The following is a 15,931-nucleotide window of genomic DNA, read 5'->3' as shown; positions in this document are numbered from 1 at the left end:
TTATACCTTTGTTATTGGTGCATAATCTTGGTTTAATTTCTTAAGGCCTTTTTTATCAAAAGCTATTACTAATTCATTACCGTCTTCGCTTTCTTTGATTTGAACGACCATTCCCTTTCCCCATTTGCTATGCATAACTGTATCACCTACTTGATAGGTGGAATCATCCTTTTTGTAGGCTTTTGACTTAAGATTTAAAACAGATTGTCTAGCCTTTTCTCTCATATAATCTTCATTTAAAGATCTTTCGTAAGTCCTAGAGTTAAAGTCTATATATTCCTTATTTGTTTGTTTTATTATTTGATCATCTATTTCTTCTATAAATCTCGATGGCTTATAGTATGTTACTTTACCATAATTTCTTCTTATTTGAGAGCTGGTTAGGTAAAGTTTTTCCTTAGCACGGGTTATTCCTACATAAAAGAGTCGCCTTTCTTCTTCTAGATTGCCCTCATCTAGGCTTCTTTTGCTAGGAAAGAGTCCTTCATCTAGGCCAACTATAAATACTACTGGATATTCAAGACCCTTAGCCTGGTGCATTGTCATAAGAGATATTGAATTTTCAGAATCTTCGGTCTTATCTATATCAGATAAGAGAGAAAGATTTTCTAAATAATCTCTTAAATTATCATCTGGATTATTTTCTTGGTATTCAGCAGCAGATGATATAAATTCATTTATATTATCAATTCTTGCCCTATCTTCTACTGCTATAGATTTTTCGAGATTTTTAAGATAGTTGGATTTTTCAAGTACTTCATTGATTAAATCGACAATCTTATATTTATCTACATTTTCAAAAATATCTTTAAGTGGTAGGTAGAACTTATCAGCTAATTTTCTATACCTGTCAGTTAGAAGAAGCGAAAAATTAGGATCTATTATCAAATCTAGCATAGAAATACCGTGACTTCTAGCTATATTTTCTATATTTTCTACTGATTTGGCCCCAATTCCTCTTTTTGGTTCATTTATAATTCTTTTTAGACTTATATCATCTTGGTGGTTGACTAAGATATTTAAATAGGCTATTAAGTCTTTAATTTCTTTCCTATCGTAGAATTTCAAACCACCGATAACTTTGTAATCCATTAAATTTTTCAAAAGAATTTCTTCAAAAGGTCTTGATTGAGCGTTTGTCCTATAGAGGATTACAATATCACTTTCCTTACATCCCTCAGATATGAGTTCTTTGATAGTTTCAATTACGAATTTACTTTCTTCACTCTCTACAGATGTTTCTTTATAAATTACATCCGCTCCCTCATTTTGATCGGTCCATAGATTTTTATCTTTTCTCTCGAGGTTATTTGCTATTAATTTATTTGCAGTATTTAAAATTTTTGAAGTCGACCTATAATTTTGCTCAAGTTTTATAGTTTTTGTTGCTGGAAAGTCTTTTTCGAAATTTAAGATATTTCTAATATCTGCTCCCCTAAATGAATAGATAGATTGGTCTGCATCCCCTACTGCAACAACGTTTTGATTTTCCCCTGCTATGAATTTTATTAGTTCATATTGAGAGTTGTTTGTATCTTGAAATTCATCTACAAATATATAATCAAATTTATTTTGGTAATAGGCAAGAGTTTCCTTATCTTTTTCAAATAAGTCCAAGACTTTTTCTATCAAATCATCAAAATCTAGCGCATTGTAATCAAATTTCTTTTTTTCATATTCTTTATAAATCTCAGCAATGGCATCTGCATCTTGCATATAGAAATTTAACTTTAAGAACTCATCGGGTCCTATAGATTTATTTTTTGCATTTGATATTACATTTTGAGCAAGCCTATAATTTATTTCATCTTTGAGGTCAAGCTCATTAATTATTTCTTTGATTAGGGTTCTCTGATCTGTAGTATCATATATTGTAAAATTACTAGAATATCCAATTTTTTCTATGTTCATCCTTAATATTCTAGCACATATTGAGTGAAAGGTTCCTATCCATAAATAAGAAACATCCATATCTAGCAAATCAGCTATTCTTTCTTTCATTTCTCCAGCCGCCTTGTTGGTAAAGGTTATAGCTAAAATATGGCTAGGATTTATAGATTGCTCCTTGATTTTATAGGCTATACTTGTGGTTAAAACGGAGGTTTTTCCACTTCCTGCACCTGCTAAGACTAATAAAGGGCCATCCTTATGTAAAACCGCTTCTTTTTGCTTATCATTTAACCTATCTAAGTTCATAAGACCTCACTTTCTCGACCTATATATTATACCACAAAAAAAGAGTAAGTAACTTACTCTTTTGATTCTTTAAGGTCTTTTTCAATTAGTTTTTCAAGAACTAAATCATAACCACCTTCTCCGTAGTTAAGTGATCTATTAACTCTAGAAATAGTAGCTGTTGAAGCACCTGTTTCTTCCTCTATTACAGAATAGGTCTTTCTAATCTTTAATAATTTAGCCACATGTAGTCTTTGTGAAATTGATTGGATTTCTCTAGCTGTACAGATATCTGTAAAAAATTGATAGCATTCCTCAACATCTTTTAGCATTAAAATTGCTTCGAAAAGTTCATCTGCTTCTTTAGTTCTTAGTTTTGATTCTGACATCATAATTATTCTCCTTAAATATTTTTTCTATAATTTTTTTGCACAGGTTCTCGTTCCTAGCAAGAATTGGACCATGCAAATAAGTCCCAATGGTATTTTTATATATAAAGCCTTCGCTATTATCTTCACCGTTATTACCGTTACCTTCCAAAACTTTTCCAAAGGCTTTTTGCTTGTCTGACAAAAATGTTCTACCGCCGTGATTTTCAAAACCCAGGCATATTTCATCAAAGCTGTCCACTTGTATTTTTATTTGGCCGGTAAACCTATTTTTAGAATCCTGATTGACTGTATAGTGATCAAAGATAGATAGACCTTCTATTTTGTTTCCATAAGCATCATAATAGTATTTGCCAAGTAATTGATAACCACCGCAAATCGCTAAAAATAAGCCGTTATTTTCTATATACCTAACTAGCTCATCTCTTTTTTTTATCAAGTCTTCTTTAACTATAGATTGTTCATAGTCCTGGCCACCACCAAAGAAAACAAAATCATAATCAGATTCTTTAAAATCATCACCTATAGAAACTATCTTCCTTTCTGTTTGTATACCCAATTTTTTAAGTTCATACTCAAAAGCCATTAAATTTCCTACATCACCATAGGTATTCAATAGGTTTCCATAGAGATGACAAATTCTAAACTTATCTATAAATCAAGCACCTCCCTCAATCTTAGCATAGCTGTATATGTGGATAAAATATATATATCACTAGTATCGATCTTATCGATTACATCATAGATCTCATTTTCATAATCAAATTCGACTATAGGCTGATTAATTAAGTCAGCAATTTCAAGTCTTCTTTTCATATCTTTCGACCTTAGACCCGATACATATATATTTTTGATATTAAGTTTTCTTAATTTTTCGTAATTAGCATCATAAATCCAAGATACATCCAATCCATCAGCATAATTATCATTAAGTAGACAAATTAGGCTGATTTCTTTTTCTTCTAGAAGCATTAGATCAATCACTTGGTTTAGACCAGTTGGGTTTTTTACAAGGTTTATAATTAAGTTTTTATCCTTGACTTTAATGTTTTCTTGTCTACCAAATACATTCTTTTGCTTTCTTAAACCCTCTTTTATTTTATCTTTAGATACTCCTAATTCTCTGGCAACAGATATGGCAGTAAGAGCATTATAAATATTGTATTTACCACCTACATTTACTTCATACTTGTCTCCATCGATTCTAAATTCAGAATGATTAGGGCTTTCCTTTGATATTTCATCAATGCAATACTTTATCTTTGGAGATTTAAAGTCACAATTAGGACATGAAAAATTTCCTAAAGATGAATAATTTACACTCTTATATTTTAATACTGAATGACAATGAGGACACAAAATTCCATCTGAGTTAAACTCAGCATCTAAAACATAATTGTCTTCTTCATTTTCTCTAATAGCAAAATAGATTGGATTAAACTTACTTATAGAATCATAGGAAAACAAAGGAAGGTCACCGTTGGCTATAATTTTTGCATCAGGCATAAGATCAATTCCTTCTATTATCTTATCTAGGATATTATAAATTTCTCCAAACCTATCCATTTGATCTCTAAAGATATTTGTAAGAGCTATATAATCAGCTTTTAGATAGTTGCCTATCCTTACTAAGTTAGCTTCATCCACCTCTAGGACTGCTACACTTTCTTTATCACTAGGATTATCAAGTAGAGATGTTATAATGCCTTGGACCATATTTGAACCAGATTCATTTGTAAGAACAATAGGATACTCCTCTTTTAAAATGCTTACCAAAAAATGAGTAGTCATTGTCTTACCATTTGTGCCTGTTACAAATATAAACTTAGTGTTTTTGGATAATTCTTTTAAAATATCCTTATCTAACTTATATGCAATATAGCCTGGAAGGCTAGTAGCATTTCTATTTAATAATCTTAATGAAGACCTTATCGACTTTGCTAATACTTTAACTAGTTTGCTTTTTAAACTCATAACATTATTAAACCTTATTATGCTAATTTTTCAAAGTTAATAAATTATTTCAAAATCAGTTTCATTTGGCTTAATGTCAACTACTTCTATAAATTTATTCTCAATTCTTGCAAAATTTATATTATCTAGCCCCTCAAAAAATTTATATAAAGTAATTCTATCTGCTTGAACATAGGCTTCGACGCTCCCATCGTATAAATTTTTTACAGTTCCAGTAATATTTAATGAGTCAGCGAGCATCTTTACTTGAAACCTAAAACCTACTCCCTGTACTCTTCCCTTAAAAATAATATGATATCTTTTCATACATTCTCCTTATACCTTATTATACTTGACAATAAATTTTGTAAAAATATAATACTAATACACCCCATAGGGGTGATATAGGAGGTTAAATGAAACAGAGGTTTGATATAGAAGGTATGACTTGTTCTGCATGCCAAGCAGCTGTCAGCAAGGCTGTAAGTAAGCTTGGTGTTACAGAAGTAAATGTCAATCTAATAAATGAATCGATGACCGTTGATTATGATCCTAGCAAATTAAATGATGAAAAAATTATAAAGGCTGTTGTAGATGCTGGTTATAATGCTAGGGTAAAGGGGAAAAATGAGTCGGCATCAAAGGATTTGCTTAAAGAATCAGAAGAAGATAATACTAAGTTTAGGCTTAAGGTATCCTTTTTCTTTATGATAATACTCATGTATGTAGCAATGGGTCCTATGATAAATCTTCCCCTACCGAGATTTTTAGAAGGAACAAGTGGAGCTATAAATAATGCTTTTGTTCAATTTTTATTAACTATTCCAGTTATTTTTGTTAATAGAAAGTTTTTTATTTCAGGTTTTAAATCACTAAAAAATGGTAGCCCGAACATGGACACCCTAGTTGCTTTAGGTTCTTCGTCAGCTCTTATTTATGGTATCTTCGTGATAATGAGAATGGCCCATGCAGCAGGTCTATCAGAATTTGATGTGATTGATCATTATAGACATAACCTGTACTTTGAATCATCAGCCATGATTCTAACTTTAATTACGCTTGGTAAATTTTTTGAAGCAAGAAGTAAGGGCGAGACAAAAGCATCTCTTAAGTCTCTTATGGATTTATCACCAGATAAGGCAAATATCATAAGGGATGGTGAGGAAATAACTATAGATACTGCTGATATAAAAAAAGGTGATGTGGTAGTTATTAGGCCCGGCAACAGGATTCCGGTAGATGGTGTAATTGTTGAAGGAAGCTCTCTTGTTGATGAAGCAGCGATTACTGGCGAGTCAATACCAATTACTAAAGGGGTTGGTGATGAAGTTATTTCTGCTACTATTAACAAACAAGGTTCCTTTAAGTTTGAGGCTACAAGGGTTGGAGAAGACACTACCCTATCCCAAATCATAAATCTTGTAAATGAAGCCAATGAAACTAAGGCTTCAATAGCAAAATTAGCAGATAAGATATCAGCCATATTTGTACCAGCAGTAATTTTAATATCTATTCTTACCTTTATCGGTTGGTATTTTTATAGCAAAGACTTTGAATTTGCTTTAAATCTGATGATATCTGTACTTGTTATTTCTTGCCCTTGCGCACTAGGGCTTGCCACTCCAATGGCAATAATGGTTGCAACAGGTAAGAGTGCTCAAATAGGCCTATTATTTAAAAATGCAGAAAGTCTTGAAAACTTGCATAAGGTTGATACTATACTCCTTGATAAGACTGGAACAATCACAGAAGGAAAGCCTGTAGTAACGGATATAATGACAGATATGGACCAAAATGAATTTTTACAGATAGCTTCTTCAATTGAACACCTATCTGAACATCCTTTATCAGAGGCTATAATCAATAAGGCTAAAGATAAAAATATAGAAAATATAGAAATTCATGATTTTACATCTTTTCCTGGTAAGGGAATTGCAGCAAAAATTGATGGTCAAGCTTATTTTGCTGGTAATCTTAGGTTGATGGATGAAAATAAGATTTCTATTGGAAAATATGAAACAATTCATAAAGACCTATCAAAAGAAGGTAAGACTTCTATGTATTTTTCTGATTCTGATAAGGTCATAGGATTGATAGCCGTCCAAGATCAGGCAAAGGAATCATCTAAAATAGCAATTGACCTGCTAAAAAAAGATTCTTATAAGATAACCATGCTAACAGGTGATAATGAAAATACGGCTGAAGCTATAAGGGCAAAGCTAAATATAGATGAGAAATTTGCTGAAGTTTTGCCTCAAGATAAGGATAAAGTAGTTAAAAGACTACAAGCTGATAGCAAAAAAGTAGCTATGGTTGGTGATGGAATAAATGATGCTCCTGCCCTAGCTAGAGCAGATATAGGAATAGCTATAGGAAGCGGCGCTGATGTTGCTATAGATTCTGCAGATGTCATCCTAGTTAAAAATTCACTACTAGACATAGTCAAGGCCATAGAATTATCTAAGGCTACAATAAAAACTATAAAAGAAAATCTTTTCTGGGCTTTCTTTTATAATATATTATTAATACCTGTCGCAGCAGGTCTTCTCTATCCAGCCCTAAACATAAGACTTAATCCAATGTTTGCTTCTGTTGCTATGAGTTTATCATCGGTATTTGTATGTCTAAACTCATTGAGACTAAGAGGATTTAAGTCAAGCGCTTCTGGATATGAGGAAAGTAAGAATGTCACTATCGAAGAAAATATTTTGGAGGATAAAATGAGTGAACTTAAAAAAGTAATCGTAAATGTTGATGGAATGAGCTGTAATAATTGTGCAAAACACGTTAATAAAGCCCTAAGTGAAATTAGCGGTGTTAAAGAAGTAGATGTAAATCTAGAAGATAAGCAAGCAGAAGTATCTTATGAGGGAAATATAGAAGAAGAGATATTTAAATCTGCTATTGATGAAGCAGGCTATGAATATAAAGGAATCGAATATAAGTAAATGCACGCTGATAAGAGCAAAACTATAAGGAAGCTTAAAACAGTAGGTGGACAAATCGATGGTCTAATTAAAATGATTGAAGATGATAGGTACTGCATAGATATATCCACCCAGCTAATGGCATCAATCTCTATCCTTAAAAACATCAATAAAGATGTCTTAAGAGGTCATCTAGAGCATTGTGTTTATGATAGCTTGAAGCAAAATGATGAAGAAGCAATAAAAGAAAAAATTGATGAAATAGAGAAAATTATTGATAAACTTAACAAGTTATAGTTTCAATATTGGCTAGCTGGGTATGTTTATAATATAAAGATAAAGGAGATATATATGACAGAAAATCAAATTAAGCAACCATTTCAAGATGAAATTAGTGAATATACAGTATCAGATAAGGTTCTTGCAAAAATTACAAAGAAAGTTGTAGACAAGGTAGATGGTGTATTGGATCTTCAAGGAGGCCTATTAAACTCAATTACGTCAAGCTTTACAAATAAAGAAGAAGAATCTACATCTGGAATTTCTATTAATCAAGAAGAAAGACAATGCATTGTTGAAGCTTCGTTAATATTAGAATATGGCAAAAAAGCAGCACTAGTCTTCAAAGAGATTGATTCTTTGATAAAACAAGAAATATATGAACTTACAGGTATAAAAGTTGCAGCCGTTAAGGTTGATATAGTTGATGTTTTGACAAAAGAAGAATTTGCTAAAAGAAATCAAGATAAAAAAGAAGAAAGATAAATATTGAACTAAAAAAGGGACTGCTCAGCAGTCCTTTTAAAATTAAAAATTATTTATATATGACATGAATCCTTGGTTTTTTTCAAGCATTTTAAATATTCCTACTCCAATGATTGATACCATGACGAATTCACTAAGCATAAATTGGAAAATCATTATCAGTAGTGCTTCGTTATTAGCAAGAATAAACCATGTTCCAAGTGCAGGAACAATCATCAATAGTACTGGAAATAAAGAAGCTATAAATAAATTACTAGCTCTCTCCATTAGTTTAAATGCTACAAAAGATGCAAGAGTACCAAATACAACATCAAAAGCTGCCATTGGACTCATAAAATTAGCAAGGGCACATCCTAATAGTAGACCCGGAATAAACCTCTTGTTATAAAATACTAATAAAACTAAGATTTCACTAAATCTAAATTGGATAGGTCCATAAGATGCAACAGGCATAAAAATTGTGAGCACTGCATAAAGGGCCGCTACTACTGCTGATTTTACTAAAAAGTTAGTGTCAGTAAAACTAAAATATTTCTCATTCATTTTTTCATCTCCTTGATTTTTTTATAATGGGTGCCAAGAAACATTACTTGTTTATTATAACATAAAATGCAGATTTTTCAAGAAATACAAAGGTATATAGAATCTCTAGGTAAATTAATAGATATTTTCACTAAAAAAAATCCTCATAGAAAATTTAATAATAATTATAATGATATTTAAAATATTTTAAAATTAAAACTGACCTCTTAAACTTAGTTTTATATTTTATCATATTGAAGACTTAAGCAAAATCTAGTAAAATAGAGGTATGAAAAAGCTATGTATAATACTTCTATCTGCAATTGTTTTAAGTGGCTGCCATAAAAAATCTGATAGTGACTTAAAGGGATTTATAGATGAAGAAAGTGTAAAAATAATTGAAGATTTAAAATCCTTGGCAAGTAATACCTTTAATACTAAAAGTCTACTAGATTTTAAATATGAAATAAAACCAAAATTAAAATCAGATGTAAAAGAAGATATAATTAAAAACGTAGAAGCAGAGGCTAAAAAAGATAAAAAAGCAGAGTGGATATATGACAATTTCTACAATTTAAATAATGTCGATGCTTATCTAACAGGTAATGATCCAGATACTATAGAATTTATATATAATATGAACCATGACATAAAAGATTTTGAATTTTATGAAGGAGAATCTGTCAATCTTAAAAGAGAAACACCATATTTTTTACAATGGGATAATAGATGGGCATATGACACTCTCTACCCTACTAACATTGGTATCTCAGGTTGTGGTCCTACTTCTGTGGCTATGGTCTTATCTAGATTTGAAAATAAACTAATCTATCCAAAAGAAGTGGCTAAAGATGCTGCCAAATTTATGAATGATGGTGGAATGGATTGGGCTTTCATCGAACATGAAGCGAAAAAATATAATTTGAAAGTAAAAGATATCGCTCTAGATAAGAAAAAAATGATCGATGCATTAAAGACAGGTCCACTCATAGTATCAGTCAAAAAAGGATATTTTACCCTATATGGTCATATATTGGTAATAGATTCTGTTAAGGGTGATAAATTTATTATTAATGATCCAAATAGTGTAAAAAACTCAGTTATAGAGTGGGATTTTGACCAGATTTCTGATCAAATTGCAAAAATTTGGGAAATTTCAAAATAAAATTTGACAAAAGCTATAAATGGTGTTATACTATAAAAGTAGTTAGCGAGCACCATTAGCTCAGTTGGTAGAGCACCTGACTCTTAATCAGGGCGTCCAGAGTTCGAGTCTCTGATGGTGCACCAAAAATATTATGCAAACATTGAAAACTCAACACTCTTATAAATGTGTGTGGGCAAGATGTGGGCAACTAAAAAGAGGTCAATCAAGACCTCTTATTTTTTTCATTATCCAAAATAAACTTCTAAGCCTTTTAAAAATCTAAGCCATATAAATACACCTATGAAAATAAGCACAAAAAAAGCCACCTATTCCAGGTGACTAAGGTTAATCCAATTAAGATTACTTTAAGCTAGGTTTAATTCTTTTTCAAGAGCATATGTCAATATCTTTGAAAAATTTAATCCCCTGCTTTCTCCAGCTTTTGCTAAACTTTCTGGTATAGTGCAATTTTTTTTGACTTTATTATCATTATCTAATCTAAAATATCTTTCAAGATCACAGACCACATAATTAATAAAATCATATTTCTCATCTGTACCCAAGCAATTTTCTGGCTCAGGGAAGTCTCGACCATCTATTAAAAAATCATACGCTAATAATTCTATTGCATCTTTAGAACTATAAATCGCGTCCTCTAAATCTCTTCCCTCACTTACCATACCAATCGCTTCATTAAAAACTGTATAACCTGTATCATTTTTAATAAAATACACTGGATATGCCTTTACTCTCCTCATATTCAATTTTATCCACTTCTATTTTGATGCAACTAGGATTTTATGCCTAATTGCTTCAAAATTATTTTTGCTGTAAGTTCATTGATTTCATTGTGCCTTGGAATTGAAGTCGTTTTATTTCTAAGTCTATATATGTCATGATTGCTGCCATTTCTAACAAATATAGCACCATTACTTTCAATATATCTTACGAGCTTTTTTCTATTCAAAGGTGGATTAACCCCCTTTCTTCAATTGTTATTTTAACTATACGCCTTTTTATGCGTATGTCAAAACATCAAATAAAAAAAGACCTACCCAGTACAAGGTAGGTTTTAGTGTAATCTCGGATATTCCTTTTTTCTTTTTTATATTTGTACTGTAACCAGCCTAAGCCAGCTTAAACTTTTTTATAACTTACTTAAAAGAATCAACCTTAAAATTTCCGCCCACTTTTTCCTTAGCGTTCTCAGTGTTTTCTAGTTTTGGTTTTTTATTGTCCCTTACTTTTGCTGACACTTCACTTTCTATAAAATCATCAAGACTTCTTGCACCACCTAGGTATTTTGCTATAATATCTTTTTGCTCATCTCCTAGCCATGACTTGACTTTATCAATAACTGAGTTAAAAATTTCATCTTGTTTCTCTTTGTCAAAAAGCTTTTTTGGATTTGATTTTAATTCATCAACAACCTCTTGATTAGCTTCTTTGACTGCTGCATCCATTAATTTAATTAGGACATCAATTATCCCACGTGCCCTACTATCAATAATTTCATCTTTCTTTGCCTTTGCTAAATCAATAGCATATTTAGCAGCACAAAGAACTGCTATTATTCCTGCAATACCTAATAAGCTATATAACTCTTTCATTTTTACCTCCTATTTAATTCTAATTTTCTGTCCAACTTTTATAAGGTTAGGGTTAGTAATATGAGGATTCTTCTTAATTAATGAATCCAGGCTAACCCTACGTCTCTTGGCAATCAAAGACAAACTATCCCCAGCCTTAACTACATAATAAACAGGTCTAGACCTTAGTTGCTTATTTACCTCATTTTGAACTTGTCTGTATGAGTAGCCAGCTTTTTGTAGTCTGTTAGCTCTATCACCACCAACACCCCATTTACCATCAATTACCTCTTTAGCAATCTCTGATACACTTTTCTTAGGTTTATTTTCAATTGCTCCTACAGGTCTGAAAAACCTTACAGGCCTTCTTGCAGATGATAGATAATAGTCATAACCTTCTCTCTCATTATTGGTCGTTACTGTGCCATTGCCGTAATTACAGTGGATTATCTCACCTTTACGTGTAAATAGCCCAGTATGTCCACCGGCATTTAGACTCCTACCTTCTACACCAGATATGAAAATATCTCCTCTTTGAACTTCGTTTCTTTTGATCTCTTTAAGTTTTCCTTGTCTAGCTAGTTTGAATAAGTCTTCGGTTGTTCCGTTCCAAGTCGATTCAGATATGAAACCACCCTTCTTTAGACATTTAAATACATAACTAGCACAATCATCCGTCCTAGAGGCATAAGAGGATTCAGCTCCAATCCTACCTCCACCCATTACGTATTTAGGCTTGTGCCATCTAGACTTTGCATAATTCATCATTTTATCAATACTTGCCATAATTTACCTCCATTACAAAAGGACTAGCCTAGGCCAGTCCCTTTAATCTTTTTTTATTTCCTTGTATAAATCATCAATTTTCTTTTCTAGGTCTTCTAACATTTCTTTTTTGACCAGGTCATCCTGGGTGTTTAAGGCCATCTCCATCATGGATTTTAGTTCATGGATGGAAGAGTTTAAAGCTTCTAGGCTTACATGTGAGTCTTCGCTATGCTCTTTTAGCTGGTCCTCAAATTTTTCAGTGTATATCCTGCTACTTTCAACCGCCGTTATCACCTCCCTTAGTAGCTGCTGCAAGGCTTCGGTACTTTTTTCTTGACTGGCCAAAAACTTATCATCTTTTTCTTGACTCAGTCTTCTGTCTTCTTCCTTTTGTTTTCTCTCAAAGGCTCTGTCTTCATCAGTTCTTCTTTGAGTAGCTTCTTCTTGTTTTTTGATTGACCAAATTTTTAAGCCAAAGTATATGACTAATAAAAATACTAGAAATATTAGTATTGCTACTGCCGTGCCTTGGTCTATAAATACCTGGTTTACTTCTTTTATGGTTGGTTCATGCATAAGACCTCCCTTACTTGCCTAAGGCTAGTTTCATCTTAATCTTTTCTATTTCATACTTATTTTCTTCTAGATATACTTCTAAACTCTCTCTTAGCTGCTCTTTCACCTCCTTATCTAGCTTGGATAGCTTTTTTAAAAGTGAGTCTATGGTTTCGCCTTGATATATAATTCTTCTTGCAAGGCTTCTGGTTAAAACTTCTAAAGCGTATTTTGGTAGCATTATATCTCCCCTCCTATCTCTTCTAGCCCCATGTCTTTAAGCATAAGCATGGATATAGAGTCCTCTACTGACTTTAGCCTTGTATCCATTGCCCCAAATTTTCCCATGAGGTCTTTAAAGGCTAAGCTTGGGTCAAATTCTACTGCAAGCTTGGCTAGGGATCTCTGGGTGATTTCTTCATCTGATAGGCCTTCGATTTTGCCCTCAAAACTTACGACAAAGTCCCTGTATGGCTCATCTTGGGTTAGTCTTACGTCTGTTACATTCTTGCCTTCGTAGTATTGTTTTTGTAATTTGTACATTTTTTCTTCCTTTCTTGTACTAAAAAAGAGGGTTATCCTCTTCTTATAGTGGTGTTATTTCTTTGTAGTTTCCTTCTGGTGGTAGGAGGGGTTGTTTGTCTTGGGGTAGGTCTTCGATACAAGGCATAAATATTTCTCCTATTTCTTCTTCAAATAAGCATAATCTTTCTAAGATTACATTAGCCCCATTATAAGACCTAATGTGTAAAGGTCCTTTTACTTCGCTACCTGTCAGCTCTATATAATTAAAATTTCCCTTACTTTTATATGGTTTGTATATACCTTTATAAATATCGACATCACCATCAATACTTCCAAAAAATCCAGGATAATATTTTTTATTATTATCTAAAGACATATTCTTTTCATACATTCCTATACTAGTGAATCCAGCTGCTGATGTCTTTAGATTATTTACATAAACTTTATTGTCTTTAATAAAGATATCCTCGTTTGACCTCGCATACATGTAAGTTGGATTTTGTAACTTCCCACCATTTAATAGTAGGTTGTGCTTAACTAACATAAAGCACCCCCATTGAGACTAGTCTGGATACACTTCCTTGAATACCCCCCCCGCTAGAAAAATGGCTTGATTCTCAGCTTTTACGCTATTTTTATTTGGCACATATATTTCAGATGGAAAATCTTTATAAATACCTAAAGCGTAAATATATCCATTAGCCGACTCGTTAGATAATATATAGGTCGCACCTTTCATATTATTTCCTTTAATCTCTATATAGTGGAAATCACCTATAGTCTTAGCTACCTTATATCCATCTCCCTTATATATCCTTAAAGTCTTATCGCTTTCTCCATATACACCTACACAGTAGGTTGCATTTGGATCAATACTTTCTGATAACCTCTCTGCACTTCCGCTTACTATCATATTAGATATGAAAGAGTTTAAATTCTCAAAATATATTTTTCCATCCTTAAAGCTTACAGTAGACTTTGTCGCCTCATAATTAGGCAATGCTAACTTATTATCATTTACAAGTAAGTTTTCATTTATAATCATAACCCCTCCTCTCTAATCAATCTCAGCTTCTCCTCAGGCATAGTAACATTAGTTATCACTAGTTTCCCTTCGAACTTCTTTCCAGGCAAGCCATCTTCTTTTCCTCTAAAATCTATAATGTATGAGTTTAAGTTCTTATCGACTTTTACCACACATCTTGTGGCCTTTTCTGTTTCATTTGCTACATATTTTAGTTCAGGGTGGGCCGGGTCGTCGTAGTCTGGTTTGCCATATAGCAGGATGTGGCCGTCGGCTTCTGATTTGAACTTTATATTTAGGATTTCACCTTCAAAAGGGAATTCATAGAAGTCGTTAGTTAGGATTTGACCTATTTCTATATAGCCTATTTTTACTTCATTTCCCGTGATACTTGGTTTTAGTTTTATGAGTTTATCTCCAACCTCATATGCTCCTAGGCTTGATAGGTCGCTTAGGTGGTTGTCTTGCTTGGTTTTGACCTTATCTATGCTATCGGTAATCTCTTTAAAAGATTGGTCTAGGTTGTCTAGCTTTTTCTTATATTGATTATCAAAGTTATTATCAGAAAGCCCCTTGCCTACTTCTTTTAGGACTACTTCATCTTTGCTTGGAGCTCCTATTTGGTCTCTGATTCCCTTTTTTTCTTGGCTAGTTAGCTTTGAGATACTAGCTAGGTTTATTTCTCCATCCTTACCTGGTGGGCCTTGAGGGCCTGTGTTTCCATCTTTGCCAGGCGGCCCCTGTGGGCCTGTTTTGCCTGGTACTCCTTGGTCTCCTTTTTGACCGTCCTTACCTGGAGGACCTTGGATTCCTTGAGGGCCCCTGTCTCCCTTTTCTCCCTTTAGTTTAGTTGCTCCTAGTTCTTTTACTGCTTTTATTGCTTCATCCCTAACCAGGTCTTTAGTTTCTTTTTTTATTAGCTCTGCTGTTTGCTTGTCTGCAAAGTCAGCATAGCCTTTCTTAACATCAATTAGGAATTCGTTATCTGATGGAAAGACATAGCCGTCGCAGGAGATTTCTAGGATGTATAAGTCATCTTTGAGATTACCCGGCATGGAGAAATTTACTATGGATCCTTCTACTTTTTTCTTTATTTCCCAGTAAGTTTTATGCTGGGGATTTCTTAAGGATATGAGGGCTTCTTTGCCGTCTAGGTTTATTTCTTTGCCATTTCTGTCTATTAGGACAAAGGAAAAGGGAGTGGACCTATCAGCTTGCTTGATTATCCTACCTCCCTTTACTTGTCTTAAGTCTAGTGAATTAAAAGCCATAGGGCCTCCTCCTATTTATCTGTCTCCATCTTTAGTACTGCATTTTTATTGTAGTAGTCTCTTAGCTTGTAGTAAGCTTGGTCTAATTCTACTAAGGTCAATTCATTTTTGACTGCCACATCTACTAATTCGCTTACTACCTTATCAATCTTAATTTCTTCAGCTGTTCTCTTTTCCATCTTCTTCCTCCTCTTTGTTTTCTAATTCTTTGATTCTTGCTTCTAGTTCTTCATTTTTAATTTCTAATACCTGAATTGAGTGGGTTTGCTTCATGCAAATCATCATATACTTAGTTATTAGTTTGTCTTTTATATCTTCCAT

22 protein-coding genes and 1 tRNA gene are annotated in these 15,931 nt (G+C 32.8%); 5 read left to right on the top strand and 18 right to left on the bottom strand.

Annotation, left to right across the window (positions count from 1 at the left end):
* Genes RRB46_RS01420 through RRB46_RS01400 form a run of 5 tightly spaced genes read right to left on the bottom strand, consistent with a single transcriptional unit; the run spans position 1 to position 4,844 of the window.
* A complete protein-coding gene (locus tag RRB46_RS01420) occupies positions 1 to 2,196 on the bottom strand; it encodes an ATP-dependent helicase (RefSeq protein WP_297688808.1) in 2,196 nt (731 codons plus the stop codon).
* A 53-nt stretch (positions 2,197 to 2,249) separates the two neighbouring features.
* Positions 2,250 to 2,564 (bottom strand): YerC/YecD family TrpR-related protein, encoded by a 315-nt coding sequence (locus RRB46_RS01415; protein WP_106461115.1) that lies wholly within the window; start codon positions 2,562 to 2,564, stop codon positions 2,250 to 2,252.
* Positions 2,539 to 3,204 (bottom strand): type 1 glutamine amidotransferase, encoded by a 666-nt coding sequence (locus RRB46_RS01410; RefSeq protein WP_296128457.1) that lies wholly within the window; start codon positions 3,202 to 3,204, stop codon positions 2,539 to 2,541. The genes RRB46_RS01415 and RRB46_RS01410 overlap by 26 nt, the downstream gene beginning before the upstream one ends.
* A gap of 11 nt (positions 3,205 to 3,215) precedes the next feature.
* Complete coding sequence (locus RRB46_RS01405; protein ID WP_311537237.1) at positions 3,216 to 4,538, bottom strand: Mur ligase family protein; 1,323 nt, start codon at positions 4,536 to 4,538, stop codon at positions 3,216 to 3,218.
* Positions 4,539 to 4,574: 36 nt separating this feature from the next.
* Positions 4,575 to 4,844, bottom strand: coding sequence for an acylphosphatase (locus RRB46_RS01400; RefSeq protein WP_296128375.1), 270 nt, complete (start codon positions 4,842 to 4,844; stop codon positions 4,575 to 4,577).
* Between the two features lie 89 nt (positions 4,845 to 4,933).
* Between RRB46_RS01400 and RRB46_RS01395 the strand changes: the two genes are divergently transcribed.
* Genes RRB46_RS01395 through RRB46_RS01385 form a run of 3 tightly spaced genes read left to right on the top strand, consistent with a single transcriptional unit; the run spans position 4,934 to position 8,209 of the window.
* Positions 4,934 to 7,465 carry a heavy metal translocating P-type ATPase gene (locus RRB46_RS01395; protein WP_311537236.1) on the top strand — a complete coding sequence of 844 codons (2,532 nt, stop codon included), beginning with the start codon at positions 4,934 to 4,936 and terminating at the stop codon, positions 7,463 to 7,465.
* Positions 7,466 to 7,741, top strand: coding sequence for a metal-sensing transcriptional repressor (locus RRB46_RS01390; RefSeq protein WP_296128369.1), 276 nt, complete (start codon positions 7,466 to 7,468; stop codon positions 7,739 to 7,741). It begins immediately after the preceding gene.
* 54 nt (positions 7,742 to 7,795) lie between these two features.
* A complete protein-coding gene (locus RRB46_RS01385; RefSeq protein WP_296128366.1) occupies positions 7,796 to 8,209 on the top strand; it encodes an Asp23/Gls24 family envelope stress response protein in 414 nt (137 codons plus the stop codon).
* A 42-nt stretch (positions 8,210 to 8,251) separates the two neighbouring features.
* Here RRB46_RS01385 and RRB46_RS01380 read toward each other — a convergent pair whose 3' ends face one another.
* Positions 8,252 to 8,752 carry a QueT transporter family protein gene (locus tag RRB46_RS01380; RefSeq protein WP_296128362.1) on the bottom strand — a complete coding sequence of 167 codons (501 nt, stop codon included), beginning with the start codon at positions 8,750 to 8,752 and terminating at the stop codon, positions 8,252 to 8,254.
* Between the two features lie 268 nt (positions 8,753 to 9,020).
* Here RRB46_RS01380 and RRB46_RS01375 point away from each other — a divergent pair, with 268 nt between their 5' ends.
* Complete coding sequence (locus RRB46_RS01375) at positions 9,021 to 9,896, top strand: C39 family peptidase (protein WP_297688799.1); 876 nt, start codon at positions 9,021 to 9,023, stop codon at positions 9,894 to 9,896.
* Positions 9,897 to 9,945: 49 nt separating this feature from the next.
* Positions 9,946 to 10,021 (top strand) — tRNA-Lys (locus RRB46_RS01370).
* 222 nt (positions 10,022 to 10,243) lie between these two features.
* Here RRB46_RS01370 and RRB46_RS01365 read toward each other — a convergent pair.
* The 12 genes from RRB46_RS01365 to RRB46_RS01310 all read right to left on the bottom strand — a co-directional run bounded on the left by RRB46_RS01365 (position 10,244) and on the right by RRB46_RS01310 (position 15,931).
* Positions 10,244 to 10,636, bottom strand: a complete 393-nt coding sequence (locus RRB46_RS01365; RefSeq protein ID WP_311537235.1) for a hypothetical protein — start codon at positions 10,634 to 10,636, stop codon at positions 10,244 to 10,246.
* A gap of 32 nt (positions 10,637 to 10,668) precedes the next feature.
* Positions 10,669 to 10,845 carry a type II toxin-antitoxin system HicA family toxin gene (locus RRB46_RS01360; RefSeq protein ID WP_311537234.1) on the bottom strand — a complete coding sequence of 59 codons (177 nt, stop codon included), beginning with the start codon at positions 10,843 to 10,845 and terminating at the stop codon, positions 10,669 to 10,671.
* 187 nt (positions 10,846 to 11,032) lie between these two features.
* Positions 11,033 to 11,488: a hypothetical protein gene (locus tag RRB46_RS01355; RefSeq protein WP_311537233.1), complete on the bottom strand. Its 456-nt coding sequence runs from the start codon at positions 11,486 to 11,488 to the stop codon at positions 11,033 to 11,035.
* A 9-nt stretch (positions 11,489 to 11,497) separates the two neighbouring features.
* Positions 11,498 to 12,253, bottom strand: a complete 756-nt coding sequence (locus RRB46_RS01350; protein WP_311537232.1) for a peptidoglycan amidohydrolase family protein — start codon at positions 12,251 to 12,253, stop codon at positions 11,498 to 11,500.
* A gap of 42 nt (positions 12,254 to 12,295) precedes the next feature.
* Positions 12,296 to 12,811 (bottom strand): hypothetical protein, encoded by a 516-nt coding sequence (locus tag RRB46_RS01345; RefSeq protein WP_311537231.1) that lies wholly within the window; start codon positions 12,809 to 12,811, stop codon positions 12,296 to 12,298.
* 10 nt (positions 12,812 to 12,821) lie between these two features.
* Positions 12,822 to 13,031 carry a hypothetical protein gene (locus RRB46_RS01340; protein ID WP_311537230.1) on the bottom strand — a complete coding sequence of 70 codons (210 nt, stop codon included), beginning with the start codon at positions 13,029 to 13,031 and terminating at the stop codon, positions 12,822 to 12,824.
* Complete coding sequence (locus tag RRB46_RS01335; protein ID WP_311537229.1) at positions 13,031 to 13,333, bottom strand: hypothetical protein; 303 nt, start codon at positions 13,331 to 13,333, stop codon at positions 13,031 to 13,033. The genes RRB46_RS01340 and RRB46_RS01335 overlap by 1 nt, the downstream gene beginning before the upstream one ends.
* A 43-nt stretch (positions 13,334 to 13,376) precedes the next feature.
* On the bottom strand, positions 13,377 to 13,859 hold the full coding sequence (locus RRB46_RS01330) for a hypothetical protein (RefSeq protein WP_311537228.1): 483 nt from the start codon (positions 13,857 to 13,859) through the stop codon (positions 13,377 to 13,379).
* Between the two features lie 18 nt (positions 13,860 to 13,877).
* Positions 13,878 to 14,360, bottom strand: a complete 483-nt coding sequence (locus tag RRB46_RS01325) for a hypothetical protein (protein ID WP_311537227.1) — start codon at positions 14,358 to 14,360, stop codon at positions 13,878 to 13,880.
* Positions 14,357 to 15,610 carry a collagen-like protein gene (locus RRB46_RS01320; RefSeq protein ID WP_311537226.1) on the bottom strand — a complete coding sequence of 418 codons (1,254 nt, stop codon included), beginning with the start codon at positions 15,608 to 15,610 and terminating at the stop codon, positions 14,357 to 14,359. The genes RRB46_RS01325 and RRB46_RS01320 overlap by 4 nt, the downstream gene beginning before the upstream one ends.
* Before the next feature lie 11 nt (positions 15,611 to 15,621).
* Positions 15,622 to 15,789, bottom strand: a complete 168-nt coding sequence (locus RRB46_RS01315) for a hypothetical protein (protein ID WP_311537225.1) — start codon at positions 15,787 to 15,789, stop codon at positions 15,622 to 15,624.
* Positions 15,770 to 15,931: a hypothetical protein gene (locus tag RRB46_RS01310; protein ID WP_311537224.1), complete on the bottom strand. Its 162-nt coding sequence runs from the start codon at positions 15,929 to 15,931 to the stop codon at positions 15,770 to 15,772. Before RRB46_RS01310 ends, RRB46_RS01315 begins: the two co-directional genes overlap by 20 nt.

This window comes from uncultured Anaerococcus sp. (genome assembly GCF_963512375.1).
Lineage (GTDB): Bacteria > Bacillota > Clostridia > Tissierellales > Peptoniphilaceae > Anaerococcus.
The sequence above is the reverse complement of the archived record's forward strand: the minus strand, read 5'-3'. Positions and strand labels throughout refer to the sequence as shown.

What these genes read in the sequence shown, in the direction of transcription:
- RRB46_RS01375 (WP_297688799.1), top strand. Translation starts at nt 9,021, where the DNA reads ATGAAAAAGCTATGTATAATACTTCTATCTGCAATTGTTTTAAGTGGC.
- RRB46_RS01350 (WP_311537232.1), bottom strand. Translation starts at nt 12,253, where the DNA reads ATGGCAAGTATTGATAAAATGATGAATTATGCAAAGTCTAGATGGCAC.
- RRB46_RS01320 (WP_311537226.1), bottom strand. Translation starts at nt 15,610, where the DNA reads ATGGCTTTTAATTCACTAGACTTAAGACAAGTAAAGGGAGGTAGGATA.
- RRB46_RS01315 (WP_311537225.1), bottom strand. Translation starts at nt 15,789, where the DNA reads ATGGAAAAGAGAACAGCTGAAGAAATTAAGATTGATAAGGTAGTAAGC.
- RRB46_RS01395 (WP_311537236.1), top strand. Translation starts at nt 4,934, where the DNA reads ATGAAACAGAGGTTTGATATAGAAGGTATGACTTGTTCTGCATGCCAA.
- RRB46_RS01330 (WP_311537228.1), bottom strand. Translation starts at nt 13,859, where the DNA reads ATGTTAGTTAAGCACAACCTACTATTAAATGGTGGGAAGTTACAAAAT.
- RRB46_RS01355 (WP_311537233.1), bottom strand. Translation starts at nt 11,488, where the DNA reads ATGAAAGAGTTATATAGCTTATTAGGTATTGCAGGAATAATAGCAGTT.
- RRB46_RS01345 (WP_311537231.1), bottom strand. Translation starts at nt 12,811, where the DNA reads ATGCATGAACCAACCATAAAAGAAGTAAACCAGGTATTTATAGACCAA.
- RRB46_RS01340 (WP_311537230.1), bottom strand. Translation starts at nt 13,031, where the DNA reads ATGCTACCAAAATACGCTTTAGAAGTTTTAACCAGAAGCCTTGCAAGA.
- RRB46_RS01380 (WP_296128362.1), bottom strand. Translation starts at nt 8,752, where the DNA reads ATGAATGAGAAATATTTTAGTTTTACTGACACTAACTTTTTAGTAAAA.
- RRB46_RS01390 (WP_296128369.1), top strand. Translation starts at nt 7,466, where the DNA reads ATGCACGCTGATAAGAGCAAAACTATAAGGAAGCTTAAAACAGTAGGT.
- RRB46_RS01310 (WP_311537224.1), bottom strand. Translation starts at nt 15,931, where the DNA reads ATGGAAGATATAAAAGACAAACTAATAACTAAGTATATGATGATTTGC.
- RRB46_RS01400 (WP_296128375.1), bottom strand. Translation starts at nt 4,844, where the DNA reads ATGAAAAGATATCATATTATTTTTAAGGGAAGAGTACAGGGAGTAGGT.
- RRB46_RS01405 (WP_311537237.1), bottom strand. Translation starts at nt 4,538, where the DNA reads ATGAGTTTAAAAAGCAAACTAGTTAAAGTATTAGCAAAGTCGATAAGG.
- RRB46_RS01420 (WP_297688808.1), bottom strand. Translation starts at nt 2,196, where the DNA reads ATGAACTTAGATAGGTTAAATGATAAGCAAAAAGAAGCGGTTTTACAT.
- RRB46_RS01335 (WP_311537229.1), bottom strand. Translation starts at nt 13,333, where the DNA reads ATGTACAAATTACAAAAACAATACTACGAAGGCAAGAATGTAACAGAC.
- RRB46_RS01325 (WP_311537227.1), bottom strand. Translation starts at nt 14,360, where the DNA reads ATGATTATAAATGAAAACTTACTTGTAAATGATAATAAGTTAGCATTG.
- RRB46_RS01415 (WP_106461115.1), bottom strand. Translation starts at nt 2,564, where the DNA reads ATGTCAGAATCAAAACTAAGAACTAAAGAAGCAGATGAACTTTTCGAA.
- RRB46_RS01365 (WP_311537235.1), bottom strand. Translation starts at nt 10,636, where the DNA reads ATGAGGAGAGTAAAGGCATATCCAGTGTATTTTATTAAAAATGATACA.
- RRB46_RS01385 (WP_296128366.1), top strand. Translation starts at nt 7,796, where the DNA reads ATGACAGAAAATCAAATTAAGCAACCATTTCAAGATGAAATTAGTGAA.